Consider the following 14,379-nt stretch of genomic DNA (forward strand, 5'->3'; position numbering starts at 1 on the left):
TAGTCAATACTACTAATTCGATTTTTATCGACAATTCTTTAGTTAAAGAAAATAGATTAGGTATTCAGGCTAAAGAATTACTTTTTAATACACAATTTAGTGGAATCAAACAGCTCATATGTGAAAAAATCCTCGCTATGATATGATAAAAGTAAGCAAAAATATTTAAATAGAAGGGCCGTTATTTTATGAATTCAACAATCAATACCTTACTGGCTGAACAGGGTGAAAATGTTTTAAAAAGCATGAAGGAATTAAAACGTCTCGCCAAGAAAAAAGGAAAAGCTAGATTTGATGCGTTCGAAAAATTTTGTGCGAACCAACATTCTTTTGGCGTATATACATTTACTGATCCAGCTATACAAGAGATGGGTGAGATCAAGGATTTCCAAGAGAATATGGAAGCTTTTAGAGATACCTTCCAGGTAGTTAGTACAAACTTTGATGCAACAATTGATATTTCTTTAGTAGATTCTATTTATGAAGCAACCTTCACTTCTTATAATGAGATGGTGATTGAATTTAATTTGTTGGATCGCAGACTAGATGCCAAAAGATTTTAGAAAAGGTGGTTGAAGAATGCCAATTCATAATGTTTTGGAGCCAATTATCGACCAAGATACCCGTGTGCTGATTCTTGGTTCTATGCCCAGCCAACAATCGCTTACCAAGCAGCAATATTATGGCAATCCCCGCAACCATTTTTGGCCAATTATAGGTGAAATTCTAGGTTCTGATATTCCAAATGACTATCAACTGAAAATCCAACTTCTTATTCAGCACAGGATTGGCTTGTGGGACACTATACAATCATGTGAACGGCAGGGAAGCCTTGATTCTACGATTAAAAAGATTGTTCCGAATGATTTTAGTAAAATACTTAGAATATATCCATCTATTCGCTTGATCTTATTTAATGGAGGAAAGTCTTTTGATGTATTTAAAAAGTATATTGGTTTAGATTTTTTAAAAGATGTAGATGTTGATTTTGCAAAAATGCCTTCTACTAGTCCAATACCTGGAAAGAACATCAAATCATTCAATGAAAAGATAGAAGAATGGCGGATAATAGAAAGGTATATATTATGAACCAGTGAGAATAATTCACTGGGTTTTTGTATGGCATTATACTAGAAGAGTATTTTTTACACTATAAAAATTCGTAAGCAAGGTTTTTAATGACATAATTATCTGAATATTGTAAAATAAATGGTATATTAAAAGATAATGAGGTGTAGGACGATGAATGTGCCATTAGTGCTTACAGATTTTTTAGATCGTGCAGTGGATTTTTATGGAGAGAAAAAAGCGATTATAGATGAAAATAGAGAGCTTACATACAATGAGCTGAATGGTCGGGTAAACCGATTATCACGGGGGATGCATTCAATGGGAGTTAAAAAAGGCGATCATGTTGCTTATTTAGCTTCTAATACCATTGAAATGTATGAAGGTTTTTATGCCATCTATCAATTGGGAGCAGTCATGGTACCTCTTAATATTCGACTGAAACCTGAAGACTATCTATTTATCCTAAATCATAGTGAATCAAAAATATTGTTTGTTGATCAAGATTTTTATCATTTAATTTTACCTATTAAAGATAAACTAGAAACAGTAGAGCATATTGTAGTTCATTATAAGGAGAATGGAACATCCGAACTTGGTTATGATGAGTGGCTTACTGGTTTTAGTGAAGCTCCTTTTCCAAGAGAGCCGCTTGAAGAAAATGACATAGCAAGCCTCTTATATACAAGTGGAACAACAGGCGATCCAAAGGGTGTGATGCTAACACATAGAAACAATTACTTACATGCAATTACAACAATGCACCATTTACGAGTGACAGATGAAGATGTGCTCCTTCATGTTTTGCCGATGTTCCATGTGAATGGATGGGGGTCACCATTTTATTATACAGCCAATGGAGCAACCCAAATATTTTTACGAAAATCTTCTCCAAAAGCAATTTTTGATGAAATCGCTGAACACAATGTCTCCGTTGTCCATATGGCTCCTACCGTATTAAACAGTTTAATTCAATATTTCGATGAAGAACAGCCTGAACGATCTGATAAACTTCGTGTAGTAATAGCGGGTTCTGCTCCTCCAGTAGCATTTGTAGAAAAAGTAGAAAAGGAAATCGGATGGGAATTTGTCCAAGTATATGGCATGACAGAATCCTCGCCACTAAGTACAATTTCACGTATATTACCTCAATATGAGCATCTACCAAAAGAGGTAAAGTATGAATTAAAGGCGAAAGCCGGAACACCCATGATTGGCACAAAAGTAAAAGTTGTAGATGAACTAGGAGAAGAAGTGCCACACGATGGGGAAACAGTCGGAGAAGTCATTGTTCGAGGCAATGGTGTAATGAAAGGATATTGGAAAAATGAACAAGCTACACTTCAAACAGTCAAAGATGGTTGGCTGCATACAGGAGATGTAGGCCATATAAATGAAATGGGCTATTTAACTATTACGGATCGTAAAAAAGATATCATTATAAGCGGTGGCGAGAATATTTCATCTATAGAAGTAGAAGGCGTCTTGTATGACCATCCAGATATCCTTGAAGCTGCGGTAATCGCTGTTCCGCATGAAAAATGGGGAGAGACCCCACATGCATACATTGTATTACGGAAAGGTAGCACATTAACAGAGTCTGAGGTAATTGAGTTCTCTCGATCCAAATTAGCGCATTTTAAAGCAATTACAAGTGTTACATTTATTGATGAATTACCTAAAACGGCTTCTGGCAAAATTCAAAAAGTGCATTTGCGCACTAATTATTCAGATAGCACTCATATTCATAAATGATGGTAAGAAGAGTTCACTTTCTCTTAAAGTGAACTCTTCTTACATAAATGGATTTACATTTTTTTCTTTCAATTCATTTTTTTATAAGGGTGGGGCATATAAAGGTAGTGATTGATCAATTATAAAAGGAGGTTTTTAGATGAATAAAGAAGAAGTGGATAGCAAAATACAAAAAGTTAAAGATAAGATTTCAAGCTCTCAGCATAAAAAGCAAGCAGATTTTATTTTACGTAACGCAAAAGTAGCGGATGTGTTTAACCTTGTTTGGCGAAAGGCTGACATCGTAGTGAAAAATGAAATGATTGTAGCGATTGATGAAGAGGGTAAATTTGAAGCTTTAGAAGAAGAAGATGCGAAAGGCCAACATGTTATTCCTGGCTTGATAGACACTCACATCCATATAGAATCCACTTTACTACCCCCTTCTGAGTTTAGCCGTGTAATCTTACCATTTGGCGTTACGACTGCTATTACAGATCCCCACGAAATTGCAAATGTTGCAGGTACGCTTGGGGTTCAATATATGCTTTTAAGTGCACGTCAGGCAGAAATGGATATATATACAATGGTCCCTTCCAGTGTCCCTGCTGCTTCCTTTGAACATGCAGGCGCTAAACTAGATGCAGAAGCTGTTGGGCTGTTTATGAATGAATATGATGTGCTTGGATTGGCTGAAGTAATGGATTATGAAGCTTTTTTCAAGAGAGAAGATGATATCCTAAAAAAGATTGTGGAAACCAAGAACCTTGGAAAACTTGTAGATGGTCATGCAGCTGAATTGACGAAGACTCAAATTCGAGGTTATCGGGCGGCTGGCATACATACTGATCATGAAAGTATTTCAGCAAAAGAAGCAAGTATTCGTGTACAACAAGGGATGTATGTTCTTATGAGAGAAGGGTCTGCTGCTAAAAATGTTTTGGCTATTTTACCCGCTGTTACCGCAAATAACGCTAGGCGATTTTGTTTTTGTACCGATGATAAGCATGTTGATGAACTAATGAAAGAAGGCAGTATTAATCATGCTGTATCAATTGCGATTGAAGCAGGAATGGAGCCGTTGTTAGCAATACAAATTGCTACGTTAAATGCGGCTGAATGCTATAAGCTAAATAAAAAAGGTGCATTAGCAGAGGGATATCTAGCAGATTTTGTGCTTTTAAAGGATTTAAAAAAATGCGAATCTCAAGCTGTATGGAAAAGTGGGAAGAAAGTCGCTGAAAATGGAAAAATGCTAACCGAGAGAAAGAAAAGAATCCCTGTACCTCATTCAATTTTACACTCCGTTAAACTGCCACTCGTGAAAAAAGAAGATTTGGCGATACCACTTAACCCGAACGAGCAAGTGCATATAATTGAAATTATCCCAAATGAATTAGAGACTAAATTAAAAGTAGAAAAAGTTCCTGTGAAAAATAATGAATTTGCCCCTTCACCTAAAGACGATTTATTAAAATTAGCTGTCATTGAACGTCATCATAACCTAAATTGTATAGGAAAGGGCATTGTCAAAGGTATAGGTATAAAAAGGGGAGCTATTGCTACAACATTTGCACATGATTCTCATAACTTGATTGTATGTGGAACGAACGATGAAGATATGCTGCTAGCTATAGATGAAATAAATAAGATACAAGGCGGTTATGCGATTACAGCAGATGGTGAAGTGTTGAGTTCAATCCCTCTGCCTATCGGTGGATTAATGTCAGATCTAGACGCAAAAGCAGTAGTGGATAAAATGAAAGATCTTCATAAGGCGCTAGGTAAAATAGATACAAACCTATCATTTCATTTGTTTATTACACTCTCGTTTCTTGCACTACCTGCCATTCCAGCTTTAAGACTGACTGATCAAGGATTGTTTAATACGAAAGAGTTCAAATTCATTCCATTAAATCATAAATAAACTATGTAAAGCAGATTCCTTTAAAAGGAATCTACTGTTAAGCTTTACAAGAACAACCGAACTAAAAAGAGAAGGATAGATAATGCGATTAACACAAGCCCTATCCAAACAAGGACGACTGAACTAAATATTAGCCCGATAAATAATAAGAGTAGCCCTATATTGAATAGGTAAAACTGCCAATTTTCCAATTCTCCGGAATTAGTATATTGATATGCATAGCCAATTACTGCATTAGAAAGCCATCCGAGTATAAGCAGGTGTGCATAAATCACCCAATCATATGTGTCGGTTGCATACATATAGATTCCGTAGCCTACGCTAATTGCAAAATAGATAGATGCTATTCTCAACCAACTTGAAACCATACATTTTCACCTCCTATTCTTTGTATAATATGCTTGTTCATTGCTCAGAGGTTGGGTTAAATGGCAATGCATCAATACTCAAAAAGGGGTTGAATTAAAGGACTCAGTGCATATATCAAACTATTCCAGAACTACATTTTTGAAGAGTATATAAAAAGAGACATTGTCTAATGTAGAACAGACAATGTCTCTTTTATAAGGCTAGAATTAATTGCTATGGGGTTTTTTTATAAATCATGAAAGATAACATTCGTTTTTCTTAAAAATATTTCAAGAGTAAATAAGAAAGATTCACTAGCCGCCGTAATATCCTGACTAACCATTGGATAACAATGAAAATGTGACTTATTTCTGTAAAGTCAATTTTTATTGCTGTTTCGCTAAAAAGACCGACAATCCCTGCTACTAAATGAGCAGCCATGATAGGCCTGTTTTAAATTAATCTTCTGTAACTTTTTTCAAGGTGTATTTTTCAGAAAAGACAAAACAAAAATCATAAGGGTGGGAAGGCAATTCTATATTAATTTATCTACTCATAAGATTAACTAATAAATATTTGCAAGGAGGCGGCATTGTTCTGCTTAGAAAGATGAAAATTATATTTAGTGGCAGTATTTTACTGTCTCTAGGAATTAATTTATTTTTGGCACCTAATCAAATATTGGACGGTGGCTTTATTGGATTATCATTAATTCTCTATTATCTTTATAATTTAACACCTGGATTAATGATTATCATCTTAAGTATACCTGTTTTTATAATTGCTTGGTTTAAAAATCGTGCTTATCTTTATAATAGTATCCATGGCTTAATTATTTCTTCTTTGATGATTGATTTATTTAAGCCTTTACGAGTGCTTATGCGGATGGATGCCATGTTTAGTGCAATAATCGGAGGTATACTTATAGGCCTTGGCATTGGAATCATGTTACGTGCGGGTATCAGTACTTGTGGTAGTGATTTGCTTGCTCTCTTTATTAATGGAAAAACCGGTCTAAATGTAGGCCTGCTCATTTTTATCTTTGATAGTTTCGTCATCACGCTTGGCGGGTTATTGCTTTCTGCTAATACATTCTTGCTATCGATTGTGGCTATCTTCTTTGCGGGCATGACAACCAGCTTAGTAACAAGTAGAACATTTACCAGAACGTTGGCGTCTTGAAATTCGCAATTGGCAGGTTATTTCTTAAACAACATATATTGATTTATTTCTATAAGAGTAGCATTATAAGAATATGTGTTCTTTTAAGGGCTGACAGTCAAAGTTAAGCAGAGAGACAGGAGGTTGAATGACAATAGAACAAGTTGTTATACTCGCTGAAAAACCTTCGCAGGCTAAGGCTTATGCAGAGGCTTTTCAAGTTGCTAGAAAAACAAAACATTACATAGAATTAAAACCTTCTCCAGTTTTACCTCATGGAGCAACGATTACATGGGGTATAGGCCATTTAGTAGAACTAAAGCAGCCTGCTGATTATAAATCTGAATGGAAGCGGTGGTCGCTTTCACAATTGCCCATGATTCCCGATCGCTATGAATTTAGAGTAGGGAAGGGAAAGTGGGAACAATTTCAAGAGGTGAAACGGTTGTTCAAGGAGGCGAGCCTCTTAATTAATGCTTGTGACGTCGATCGGGAAGGTTCTAATATCTTTTATTCAATATTAAAACAGACAGGTGTAAGAAATAAGCCAGTTCAAAGGCTCTGGATTAATTCCCTAGAAGCAGAGGAAATCAGAAAAGGTTTCTCAAACTTACGCGATAACCGAAAGGATCTGTTGCTCTATCAAGAAGCGCAAACACGCCAAATTAGTGATTGGCTAGTCGGCATGAATGCAAGCCGTTTATATACAATGCTTCTGAAAGCAAAAGGGTACAATGAAACGATGTCCATCGGCCGTGTTCAGTCACCAACTGTTTTCATGATTTATCAGAGACAACTCGAGATTGAAGATTTTAAGCCTGCCAAATTTTATGAGCTAACTGGTGAATTTGCTTCGCAGCAAGGAATATACCAAGGGAAAGCTAATATAAAAAAGGACAAGCGTGAAGAAGTAGAAGAATTGTTGAAGCAAGCAGGAGTGCAAGAAAATACTCCGTTGAATGGTATTGTTAAAGATGTAAAGAAAGTGAAGAAGTCCATTAGACCGCCAAAGCTCCATTCACTTTCTACATTGCAAGCAAAAGCCAACAAGATGTGGAAATATAGCCCGGCAAAGGTGTTGGAAATCGCTCAATCCTTGTATGAAAAAAAGCTGATTTCTTACCCACGCTCAGATTGCCAATACATTACGGATGCAGAATTTAACTATCTTTCTGGAGGGCTATCAGGATATCAACAACTCATTGGCCAGCGATTTGAAGCAACTCATACTAAACCACAAAGAAGATATGTTGATGGATCTAAAGTGGATGAGCATTATGCTATTATTCCTACTAAAACGATTCCTACTTCAGCTAAGTTAAACGGTTTATCGCTTCAAGAAAAAAATCTCTACCTAGAGGTAGTCCGTACGACTATTTCAATGTTCCACCATGACTATCTATATGAAGAGACAATCATTATTACAGATGTAGTTGGTATTGAGTTTAAGACTACAGGAAAAATTGAACTTGTTCGAGGCTTTCAGGAATTATGGCCAGCTCCAGCGAAAAAGAAAGAAGAACCGTATTTGCCTAAAGTTTTAAAGAATGAAAGTGTGGAGGCTATCCTTCATATCCATGAAGGTACTACCCAACCCCCAAAACCTTATACAGAAGGCCAACTAATTCAAATGATGAAAACCTGTGGTAAAATAATCGAGGATTCAGGAGAAAGTGATATTTTGAAAGAGGTGGAGGGTTTAGGGACAGAGGCCACGCGAGCAGGTATTATTGAAACAATAAAAAAACACGGTTATATTGATGTCGCCAAAAACATTGTTTCCATCACAGATAAAGGACGCATACTCTGTGAAACATTAGAAGGCTCACTTCTCGCAAGTCCGTCTATGACTGCTAAATGGGAAAACTATTTGCGTAAAATTGGTAATAATACTGGCACGCAAGAAGCTTTTTTAAACAGTGTGAAAAAATTTCTCCATCATTTAATAGAGACCACGCCTGATAAAGTGGAGAAGACAACAATTCAGATCCCTCAAGAATCTTTGTGTAAAGAAAAAATAGATATTGTATGTCCTCTTTGCCATAAGGGTAAGTTGGTCTCGCGAAAAAATTTTTATGGTTGTTCTCAATATAAAGAAGGTTGTAGCTTAATTATATCTAAAAGAGTGGCCAGCAAAATGATATCACCAAACCAGATTAAAGAACTATGCCAGAATGGAATCACGAAAGAAATCAAGGGTTTTAAATCCAAAAAAGGTATGACCTTTTCGGCTCAGTTAAAGCTTGAACAAGGGAAAGTAACCTTTGTATTTAATTAGTGGTTGTTATTAAAAGGAAATCGATAGATATACTGGTCGTTTCATATTTGTTAATTTAATAGTTATTCAATTGGGTTGACAATTCGAGAAAAGTAAGAGATAATATAATTTATGCTGATTAGCTAATTTTAAAGTTATTGGCATTCTACGATCTGTTTTTGAAGATACTTATTCATACTGGCGTGGCTATAGGGCTACAAGGACGCGAAAGTAGGTAGGGTTCGCGTTGCTTAAGTTAGAGAACTTTCCAGTAGGATTTTACCGCGGCAACAGTAAACGTGATAGATATTCCCCGGATGATCGGGTTGAAATAAGAACTTTTTTAAATTAGCTAATAAAATATCCAATCCAAAGGGTATATTTGCCATAACGGTAGATATACCCTTTGTCCAATTTAGGGAGTTTATCCGCATGAATGAATGCTTTTTGTGCATTCTAGATGTGGAGGTGAAAAACATGGCTAACAACAAAAAGAAAAAGTCAAACAATTTAGACCGTGAGGAATTTGGTTACGGCTATGATATAAGTCCAGACGATTTAGATGTAATAGGGCAAAATAACTCAGCAAAAGATAAAAATGATAATGAAAACAAGGATATACCAACAAATAAAACAAATCCTTCGCGTCTCAACGAATAATTAAAAGTATTTATTTGATTCAAAGTATTATTCCAATTAGGCAATTTTTCTACAGGTATAAGAACTCGAAAGTAGTTAGGGTTCGCATTGCTTAACTTAGAGGAAAGAACTTATAGCAGGATTTAACTGCGGTAGCAAGATTGGCCAAGATAAAATAAGAATTTTTTTGATATTAGCTTATAGAATATCGATTCAAGGGGTATATATGCATAACGGCAGATATACCCTTTTTACACTTGTGGGCATTTATCTGCATGAATGAGTGCTTTTCGAGCATTCTAGATGTGGAGGTGAAGAAACATGGCAAACAATGAAAAGAAAAATTTATCTACCAAGAAAGAAGCTCGTGAGGAATCTGGTTTGAGTTTTGATTTGAACCCAGATGATTTTGAGGAAACAAAACATGATAATGCTGCCAAGGCGAAAAGTGATACGTATAATGTAGGTAAACAAACTGAGGCAGATACTTCTAAAAACAACGATTAAATAAAAAGTGCCCATTTGATACAATTTATTTATTGTACCGTTTGGGCACTTTTTTAAGCTTTTAATGTGAAGTAATCTTATTGAAGATAATCAGGATGATCATATTCTTTAGGCTTTTCAGTTAATTCATCAAAAATAGTGGGTTGTTGTGTTGCAGGATCAGTAGTTGTTTGTGAAGAAATATCTCGTTGGTAAGTTTCCATTATTTTTTTAAATTCTCCAACAGTTAAGGGTTTGGCTTCATCCATTAATTCGTAACCAAGCAAACCATTAGGTTCAATAGTAGCCGTTTTAATATCTTGATAACGCGATACACCTTGGTTGCGAAGTCGCATTTCCAACTGGTCTATTGTCAATCGAACTTTCTTGATGTTACGAATGTTTAATTTTCCATTTTCGATCACCACTTTGCTTTTTCCCGTAATAAGTTTTTCTATGGCATTAAACTTTAATTGAAGATATTCTAAAAAAAGAACTAATAATACAAGAATTCCTACAGCCATAATTGTATGAGTGACTCCTTGACCTGCAATCGGTTGGACAAGAATTGTTCCAGTAGAAATCATTAAGATGGTGGTGCTTAAGTTCATCTGTGAAATGGATTTTCTGCCTGAAATTCTTAATAAGATTACACCTGATAAAATGAGAAGCAACGTTTTCAAGATTAATGCCACATCATCCACTCTTTTCAATTGAATTTGTCTTTTTAAACTGTGCAATAATTGTATTGCTATACGAATTATGGTTTAGCAGTATTCCTTTGAAATGTTTTTATGTATAATGATGGTGGACTAAAAATATAGAAAGTAGTGATCATAATGGCAACAGCTTCACACACAGTAGAAGTAAATGTTCCACAAAAAGATGTCTGGGATTTTGTTAGTAAAATGGAAAATTGGGCAACTTTAGTGCCTGGCTATAGAGAACATGAAATGATGGATGAGCAACATTCAAATTGGACATTTGCAGGAAATGTTGGTGTATTGAAAAAAGAAGTAAAAGTGGAGATTACTATTACAAGCTGGGATGAGCCTAATAAAATTTCATTTACATTAACAGGTTTGACTGATAAGTTTACTGGTAACGGTTACTTTGAAGGAGAAGCAATTAGTGAAGAAAAAACGAAAATGACTGGTTATCTAGAGGTGAAAGCTGGAGGGTTTGCTGCACCTGTGTTAAACCCGATTTTCCAAGCTGTTCTGCCAAAGGCAACAAATATGTTGACGAATCGTGTAGCTAATCGGATCGGTTTAGTACACGTATAAGAGAAAACAGTATTTGAAGGTTTTACATACACGTATGTATTTTAAAAAAAGAATGGATTGCTTTTAGCAATCCATTCTTTTTTTTGCTTCTGGTGTTTTTTTCTTTAAAATGAACATGATCAAGGAAACAATGAACAACATGGGTATTGCGTAAATTTGACCAACAAATAATTTCCAGCCGACTGAATTGTATCCTTCAGGAGCTGGGAGGGTGGTACAAATTATACAAACAATCAGATAAGCTAGTACAGGGGGGACAAAGTAATTCATTTTCATATACAACTGCCTCCTAGCCTTTATCGTACTCTAAGTGATTTCTATTTCTACTATTTTATTCTAGCATATACATTTCGTTCCTGAAATAGATTTCAATAATATAAAGAAATTAATTATATAAAATTTACCAAAAGAAAACTATGCATTTTGACTTTTTTCACAGAAAATACTCTTTTAAGATGGAAAGTCTGTGAAGAAAGGTGTATTATTCATTATGTAGGTTAAAAGTGGGGAGAATACTCCATTTAAATATTCGAAGCATACTGATTTTCAAGGCGCTTAACATGATTGGCAAACACACTTTTTGAGTGAAAGTGTGTAATTTGGATGTGTTTTGGCATGCTTGGCCAAAAGCGTCTTATTGTTAGATGTCTAAGGATTGTCAAGTAATGCTTCTTTAGGTTACTTTGAAATATGTAGTTAATAATAGTTATTGCAAAGGAGAATTGGATATGTCAGAAACGACTAATCAATTACAAGCTGAACAAAAAGCTGTAAGCCAAGAAAAACTGGATGTATTGGATCAATTATTGAAACCTGAGGTACAAGAATCAATCACTGCTTTGGTTAATGAATTGCCAAAATTGACAGAAATGATGACTACTCTTACAAAAGTTTATGACTTAGCTCAATCTTTAACAACAGATGAAGTTTTGAAAAACGATATCGTTGGTGCTGTTAGTGAAATGGCCAACCCAGTAGTAAAATCTGCTAAAGGACTAGCAGCAACAGCAATCGAAGCGAAAGACCGTGCTGATGCTAGCACTGAAACAATTGGCCTTTTCGGTATGCTTCGCTTGATTAAAGAACCTCAAGTACAACAACTTTTCCGTTTTGCGAATGCTTTCATCCAAGTGAACGAAGAACATAAACATTTAAAATAGAATTATTAATTCTGAACATGGAGGATTTATTATGTCAAAAAAAATCATCATTTTAGGCGGAGGATACGGTGGCGTTTTAGCTGCATTAACATTCCGCAAATACGCAACAAAAGATGACGCGGAAGTAACGGTTGTCAACCAATTTCCTACTCATCAAATTATTACAGAACTTCACCGTTTAGCTGGCGGCACAATCAATGAAAAAGCAGTTTCTTTCCCACTTGAAAAATTATTCAAAGGTAAAGACATTGACCTTCACATTGCTAAAGTGACTGAAATTTCTCCAGACGGCAAATTCGTTAAATTAGATGATGGTTCATCTCTTTCTTTCGATATCCTTGTAGTTGCACTTGGCAGCCAAACAGGATTCTTCGGAATTCCAGGACTTGAAGAAAACAGTATGGTACTTAAATCTGTTAACGATGCAAACAATATCTTCAACCATATTGAATCAAAAATTAAAGCTTATGCAGAAACAAAAGATCCTGCAGATGCAACTATCGTAATCGGTGGAGGCGGCTTGACTGGTATTGAACTTGTTGGTGAAATTATCGACAATATGCCAAAAGTTGCTGAAAAATATGGTGTAGACTTTAAAGAGTTCAATGTAAAATTAGTTGAAGCAGGACCAAAAGTGCTTCCTGTATTACCAGATACTTTAATTGAACGAGCTACTGAATCTTTATCAAAACGCGGTGTTGAATTCTTAACAGGACTTCCTGTTACTTCTGTAGAAGGTAACCAAATTTCATTAAAAGATGGTCAAGTGATCGTTGCCAATACATTTGTATGGACAGGCGGAGTTGCAGCACTCCCAGTAGTAGCAGAGTCTGGCTTAGAAGTAGATCGTGGTAAAGCAACAATTAACGAGTTCTTACAATCTACTTCACATCCTGATGTATTCGTAGTAGGTGACTCTTCTGTTATGATTCCTGAGCCAGGTGCACGTCCACTGTATGCTCCAACAGCTCAAGTAGCATGGCAAATGGGTGAAACAGCGGGTTATAACTTGTTTGCTCTATTGAAAGGTCAACCAATGAAAACATTTGTAGCAGTGAACTCTGGTACACTTGCATCTTTAGGCCGTAAAGATGGCGTAGCAACAGTTGGTGCTAATAATACACAACTAAAAGGTTTGTCAGCTACGTTAATGAAAGAAGCAAGTAATATTCGCTACTTATCACATATTAAAGCATTATACGGATTAGCTTACTAAGCCGATGATAGCAAAACCGACTTCTTTAATGGAAGTCGGTTTTTTTAAAACAAAAGAGGGTGGCAGAATGAAACAACAAATTACCATTATTGATTATGCCTTTCACGGGCCGATAACCTGTTTTATTCATGTTCAAGGATATGACGAAACAAAAGAACAAAAATTTTCAGGAATGATACGTATGGTGGATGGTACACCATATGGAGATATAATTAGCAAAAACAAGAGTCCTTTATCAGCTGAATGCATTCAGTCTATAAAAGACTATGTTATTCAGAAATATAAAAATGGCTATTTTATATAAGTAAGCTTTAAAGGAGGTAAAGAAATTGAATACATACGGAAGTGCTGCTAAAGAAAAAATTATTAACTCAGCAAGAGAATTTGTATACGCAGAACTGGGTGGAGATAGTAGTGGCCATGATTGGTGGCATGTTCACAGAGTAACAGAATTGGCGATGATAATTGCTGAAAAAGAAAGTGCAAATATTTTTATATGTGAGCTTGCAGCCTTATTGCATGATGTCGCAGATGAAAAATTAAATAAAGATGAAGAAACTGGAATTAATAAAGTTAAACTATGGTTGAAAGATAATGGAGTGGATGATGTCACGGCAGCTGACATTCTAGAAATCATTACGACTATGTCATTTAAAGGTGGAACACAGAAAAACGAAATGAGGACTCTAGAGGGTAAAATTGTACAAGATGCAGATAGATTAGACGCAATGGGTGCCATAGGCATCTCTAGAGTTATGTGCTATTCGGGCTTTAAAGGGCGACCAATACATCACCCTGATATGAAACCTAGAGATAACTTAACACTGGAAGAATATCGATCAGGTAAAGATACAGCGATTATGCATTTTTATGAGAAATTATTAAAACTAAAAGACACAATGAATACTAATATGGGAAAGAACCTAGCAGAAGGAAGGCATCAATTCCTAGAAACTTATTTAGAACAATTTTATGCTGAATGGGATGCCAAAAGGTAAATATTATTCGTATTGTTGATAGCTAACATGGGACTACAGCGCATTGTAAATTTCTTACAGGTGTCTGTGGTTTTTGTTTTTTTAATGTTATTTTACGTC

The 14,379-nt window shown here is 35.5% G+C and carries 16 protein-coding genes; 13 read left to right on the forward strand and 3 right to left on the reverse strand.

The window, feature by feature from the left end:
- Positions 1 to 188 precede the first annotated feature (188 nt).
- The 4 genes from F0527_RS07050 to ade all read left to right on the forward strand — a co-directional run bounded on the left by F0527_RS07050 (position 189) and on the right by ade (position 4,729).
- On the forward strand, positions 189 to 563 hold the full coding sequence (locus F0527_RS07050) for a hypothetical protein (protein WP_150284279.1): 375 nt from the start codon (positions 189 to 191) through the stop codon (positions 561 to 563).
- A 16-nt stretch (positions 564 to 579) separates the two neighbouring features.
- Complete coding sequence (locus F0527_RS07055; RefSeq protein WP_150284280.1) at positions 580 to 1,089, forward strand: DNA-deoxyinosine glycosylase; 510 nt, start codon at positions 580 to 582, stop codon at positions 1,087 to 1,089.
- A gap of 153 nt (positions 1,090 to 1,242) precedes the next feature.
- Entirely contained in the window at positions 1,243 to 2,823 is a 1,581-nt protein-coding gene (locus F0527_RS07060) for a long-chain-fatty-acid--CoA ligase (RefSeq protein WP_150284281.1), read from the forward strand.
- 139 nt (positions 2,824 to 2,962) lie between these two features.
- Positions 2,963 to 4,729 (forward strand): adenine deaminase, encoded by a 1,767-nt coding sequence (gene ade / locus F0527_RS07065; protein WP_150284282.1) that lies wholly within the window; start codon positions 2,963 to 2,965, stop codon positions 4,727 to 4,729.
- 44 nt (positions 4,730 to 4,773) lie between these two features.
- Here the strand turns inward: ade and F0527_RS07070 are convergent, their stop codons facing one another.
- Entirely contained in the window at positions 4,774 to 5,097 is a 324-nt protein-coding gene (locus F0527_RS07070; RefSeq protein ID WP_066786871.1) for a hypothetical protein, read from the reverse strand.
- Between the two features lie 589 nt (positions 5,098 to 5,686).
- Here F0527_RS07070 and F0527_RS07075 point away from each other — a divergent pair.
- The 4 genes from F0527_RS07075 to F0527_RS07090 all read left to right on the forward strand — a co-directional run bounded on the left by F0527_RS07075 (position 5,687) and on the right by F0527_RS07090 (position 9,641).
- Positions 5,687 to 6,259 (forward strand): YitT family protein, encoded by a 573-nt coding sequence (locus tag F0527_RS07075; protein ID WP_150284283.1) that lies wholly within the window; start codon positions 5,687 to 5,689, stop codon positions 6,257 to 6,259.
- Between the two features lie 127 nt (positions 6,260 to 6,386).
- Positions 6,387 to 8,516, forward strand: coding sequence for a type IA DNA topoisomerase (locus F0527_RS07080; protein ID WP_150284284.1), 2,130 nt, complete (start codon positions 6,387 to 6,389; stop codon positions 8,514 to 8,516).
- A gap of 456 nt (positions 8,517 to 8,972) precedes the next feature.
- Positions 8,973 to 9,155 (forward strand): hypothetical protein, encoded by a 183-nt coding sequence (locus tag F0527_RS07085; protein WP_150284285.1) that lies wholly within the window; start codon positions 8,973 to 8,975, stop codon positions 9,153 to 9,155.
- 300 nt (positions 9,156 to 9,455) lie between these two features.
- Positions 9,456 to 9,641, forward strand: coding sequence for a hypothetical protein (locus F0527_RS07090; RefSeq protein WP_150284286.1), 186 nt, complete (start codon positions 9,456 to 9,458; stop codon positions 9,639 to 9,641).
- A 77-nt stretch (positions 9,642 to 9,718) separates the two neighbouring features.
- Here F0527_RS07090 and F0527_RS07095 read toward each other — a convergent pair whose 3' ends face one another.
- The gene (locus F0527_RS07095; RefSeq protein WP_223823531.1) at positions 9,719 to 10,315 is read right to left on the reverse strand and encodes a DUF421 domain-containing protein; all 597 of its coding nucleotides are present in this window, start codon (positions 10,313 to 10,315) and stop codon (positions 9,719 to 9,721) included.
- 144 nt (positions 10,316 to 10,459) lie between these two features.
- On the opposite strand from F0527_RS07095, the gene F0527_RS07100 reads away from it, so the two are divergent.
- Positions 10,460 to 10,906, forward strand: a complete 447-nt coding sequence (locus F0527_RS07100) for an SRPBCC family protein (RefSeq protein ID WP_150284287.1) — start codon at positions 10,460 to 10,462, stop codon at positions 10,904 to 10,906.
- 63 nt (positions 10,907 to 10,969) lie between these two features.
- Here the strand turns inward: F0527_RS07100 and F0527_RS07105 are convergent, their stop codons facing one another.
- Positions 10,970 to 11,176 carry a DUF4017 family protein gene (locus tag F0527_RS07105; protein WP_150284925.1) on the reverse strand — a complete coding sequence of 69 codons (207 nt, stop codon included), beginning with the start codon at positions 11,174 to 11,176 and terminating at the stop codon, positions 10,970 to 10,972.
- Positions 11,177 to 11,634: 458 nt separating this feature from the next.
- On the opposite strand from F0527_RS07105, the gene F0527_RS07110 reads away from it, so the two are divergent.
- The 4 genes from F0527_RS07110 to F0527_RS07125 all read left to right on the forward strand — a co-directional run bounded on the left by F0527_RS07110 (position 11,635) and on the right by F0527_RS07125 (position 14,280).
- On the forward strand, positions 11,635 to 12,066 hold the full coding sequence (locus tag F0527_RS07110) for a helical membrane plugin domain-containing protein (RefSeq protein WP_066786888.1): 432 nt from the start codon (positions 11,635 to 11,637) through the stop codon (positions 12,064 to 12,066).
- A 31-nt stretch (positions 12,067 to 12,097) separates the two neighbouring features.
- Positions 12,098 to 13,282: an NAD(P)/FAD-dependent oxidoreductase gene (locus F0527_RS07115; RefSeq protein ID WP_150284288.1), complete on the forward strand. Its 1,185-nt coding sequence runs from the start codon at positions 12,098 to 12,100 to the stop codon at positions 13,280 to 13,282.
- A 67-nt stretch (positions 13,283 to 13,349) separates the two neighbouring features.
- Entirely contained in the window at positions 13,350 to 13,586 is a 237-nt protein-coding gene (locus tag F0527_RS07120) for a hypothetical protein (protein ID WP_147193532.1), read from the forward strand.
- A gap of 25 nt (positions 13,587 to 13,611) precedes the next feature.
- The gene (locus F0527_RS07125) at positions 13,612 to 14,280 is read left to right on the forward strand and encodes an HD domain-containing protein (RefSeq protein WP_150284289.1); all 669 of its coding nucleotides are present in this window, start codon (positions 13,612 to 13,614) and stop codon (positions 14,278 to 14,280) included.
- Positions 14,281 to 14,379 lie beyond the last annotated feature (99 nt).

The sequence above is a fragment of the Rummeliibacillus sp. TYF-LIM-RU47 genome (assembly GCF_008638315.1).
GTDB classification, from domain to species: Bacteria; Bacillota; Bacilli; order Bacillales_A; family Planococcaceae; genus Rummeliibacillus; species Rummeliibacillus stabekisii.

Excerpts from the sequence above, each read along its gene's own strand:
- F0527_RS07085 (WP_150284285.1), top strand. The coding sequence starts at position 8,973 with ATGGCTAACAACAAAAAGAAAAAGTCAAACAATTTAGACCGTGAGGAA.
- F0527_RS07070 (WP_066786871.1), bottom strand. The coding sequence starts at position 5,097 with ATGGTTTCAAGTTGGTTGAGAATAGCATCTATCTATTTTGCAATTAGC.
- F0527_RS07115 (WP_150284288.1), top strand. The coding sequence starts at position 12,098 with ATGTCAAAAAAAATCATCATTTTAGGCGGAGGATACGGTGGCGTTTTA.
- ade (WP_150284282.1), top strand. The coding sequence starts at position 2,963 with ATGAATAAAGAAGAAGTGGATAGCAAAATACAAAAAGTTAAAGATAAG.
- F0527_RS07110 (WP_066786888.1), top strand. The coding sequence starts at position 11,635 with ATGTCAGAAACGACTAATCAATTACAAGCTGAACAAAAAGCTGTAAGC.
- F0527_RS07060 (WP_150284281.1), top strand. The coding sequence starts at position 1,243 with ATGAATGTGCCATTAGTGCTTACAGATTTTTTAGATCGTGCAGTGGAT.
- F0527_RS07050 (WP_150284279.1), top strand. The coding sequence starts at position 189 with ATGAATTCAACAATCAATACCTTACTGGCTGAACAGGGTGAAAATGTT.
- F0527_RS07075 (WP_150284283.1), top strand. The coding sequence starts at position 5,687 with ATGAAAATTATATTTAGTGGCAGTATTTTACTGTCTCTAGGAATTAAT.
- F0527_RS07090 (WP_150284286.1), top strand. The coding sequence starts at position 9,456 with ATGGCAAACAATGAAAAGAAAAATTTATCTACCAAGAAAGAAGCTCGT.
- F0527_RS07080 (WP_150284284.1), top strand. The coding sequence starts at position 6,387 with ATGACAATAGAACAAGTTGTTATACTCGCTGAAAAACCTTCGCAGGCT.
- F0527_RS07100 (WP_150284287.1), top strand. The coding sequence starts at position 10,460 with ATGGCAACAGCTTCACACACAGTAGAAGTAAATGTTCCACAAAAAGAT.
- F0527_RS07105 (WP_150284925.1), bottom strand. The coding sequence starts at position 11,176 with ATGAATTACTTTGTCCCCCCTGTACTAGCTTATCTGATTGTTTGTATA.
- F0527_RS07055 (WP_150284280.1), top strand. The coding sequence starts at position 580 with ATGCCAATTCATAATGTTTTGGAGCCAATTATCGACCAAGATACCCGT.
- F0527_RS07120 (WP_147193532.1), top strand. The coding sequence starts at position 13,350 with ATGAAACAACAAATTACCATTATTGATTATGCCTTTCACGGGCCGATA.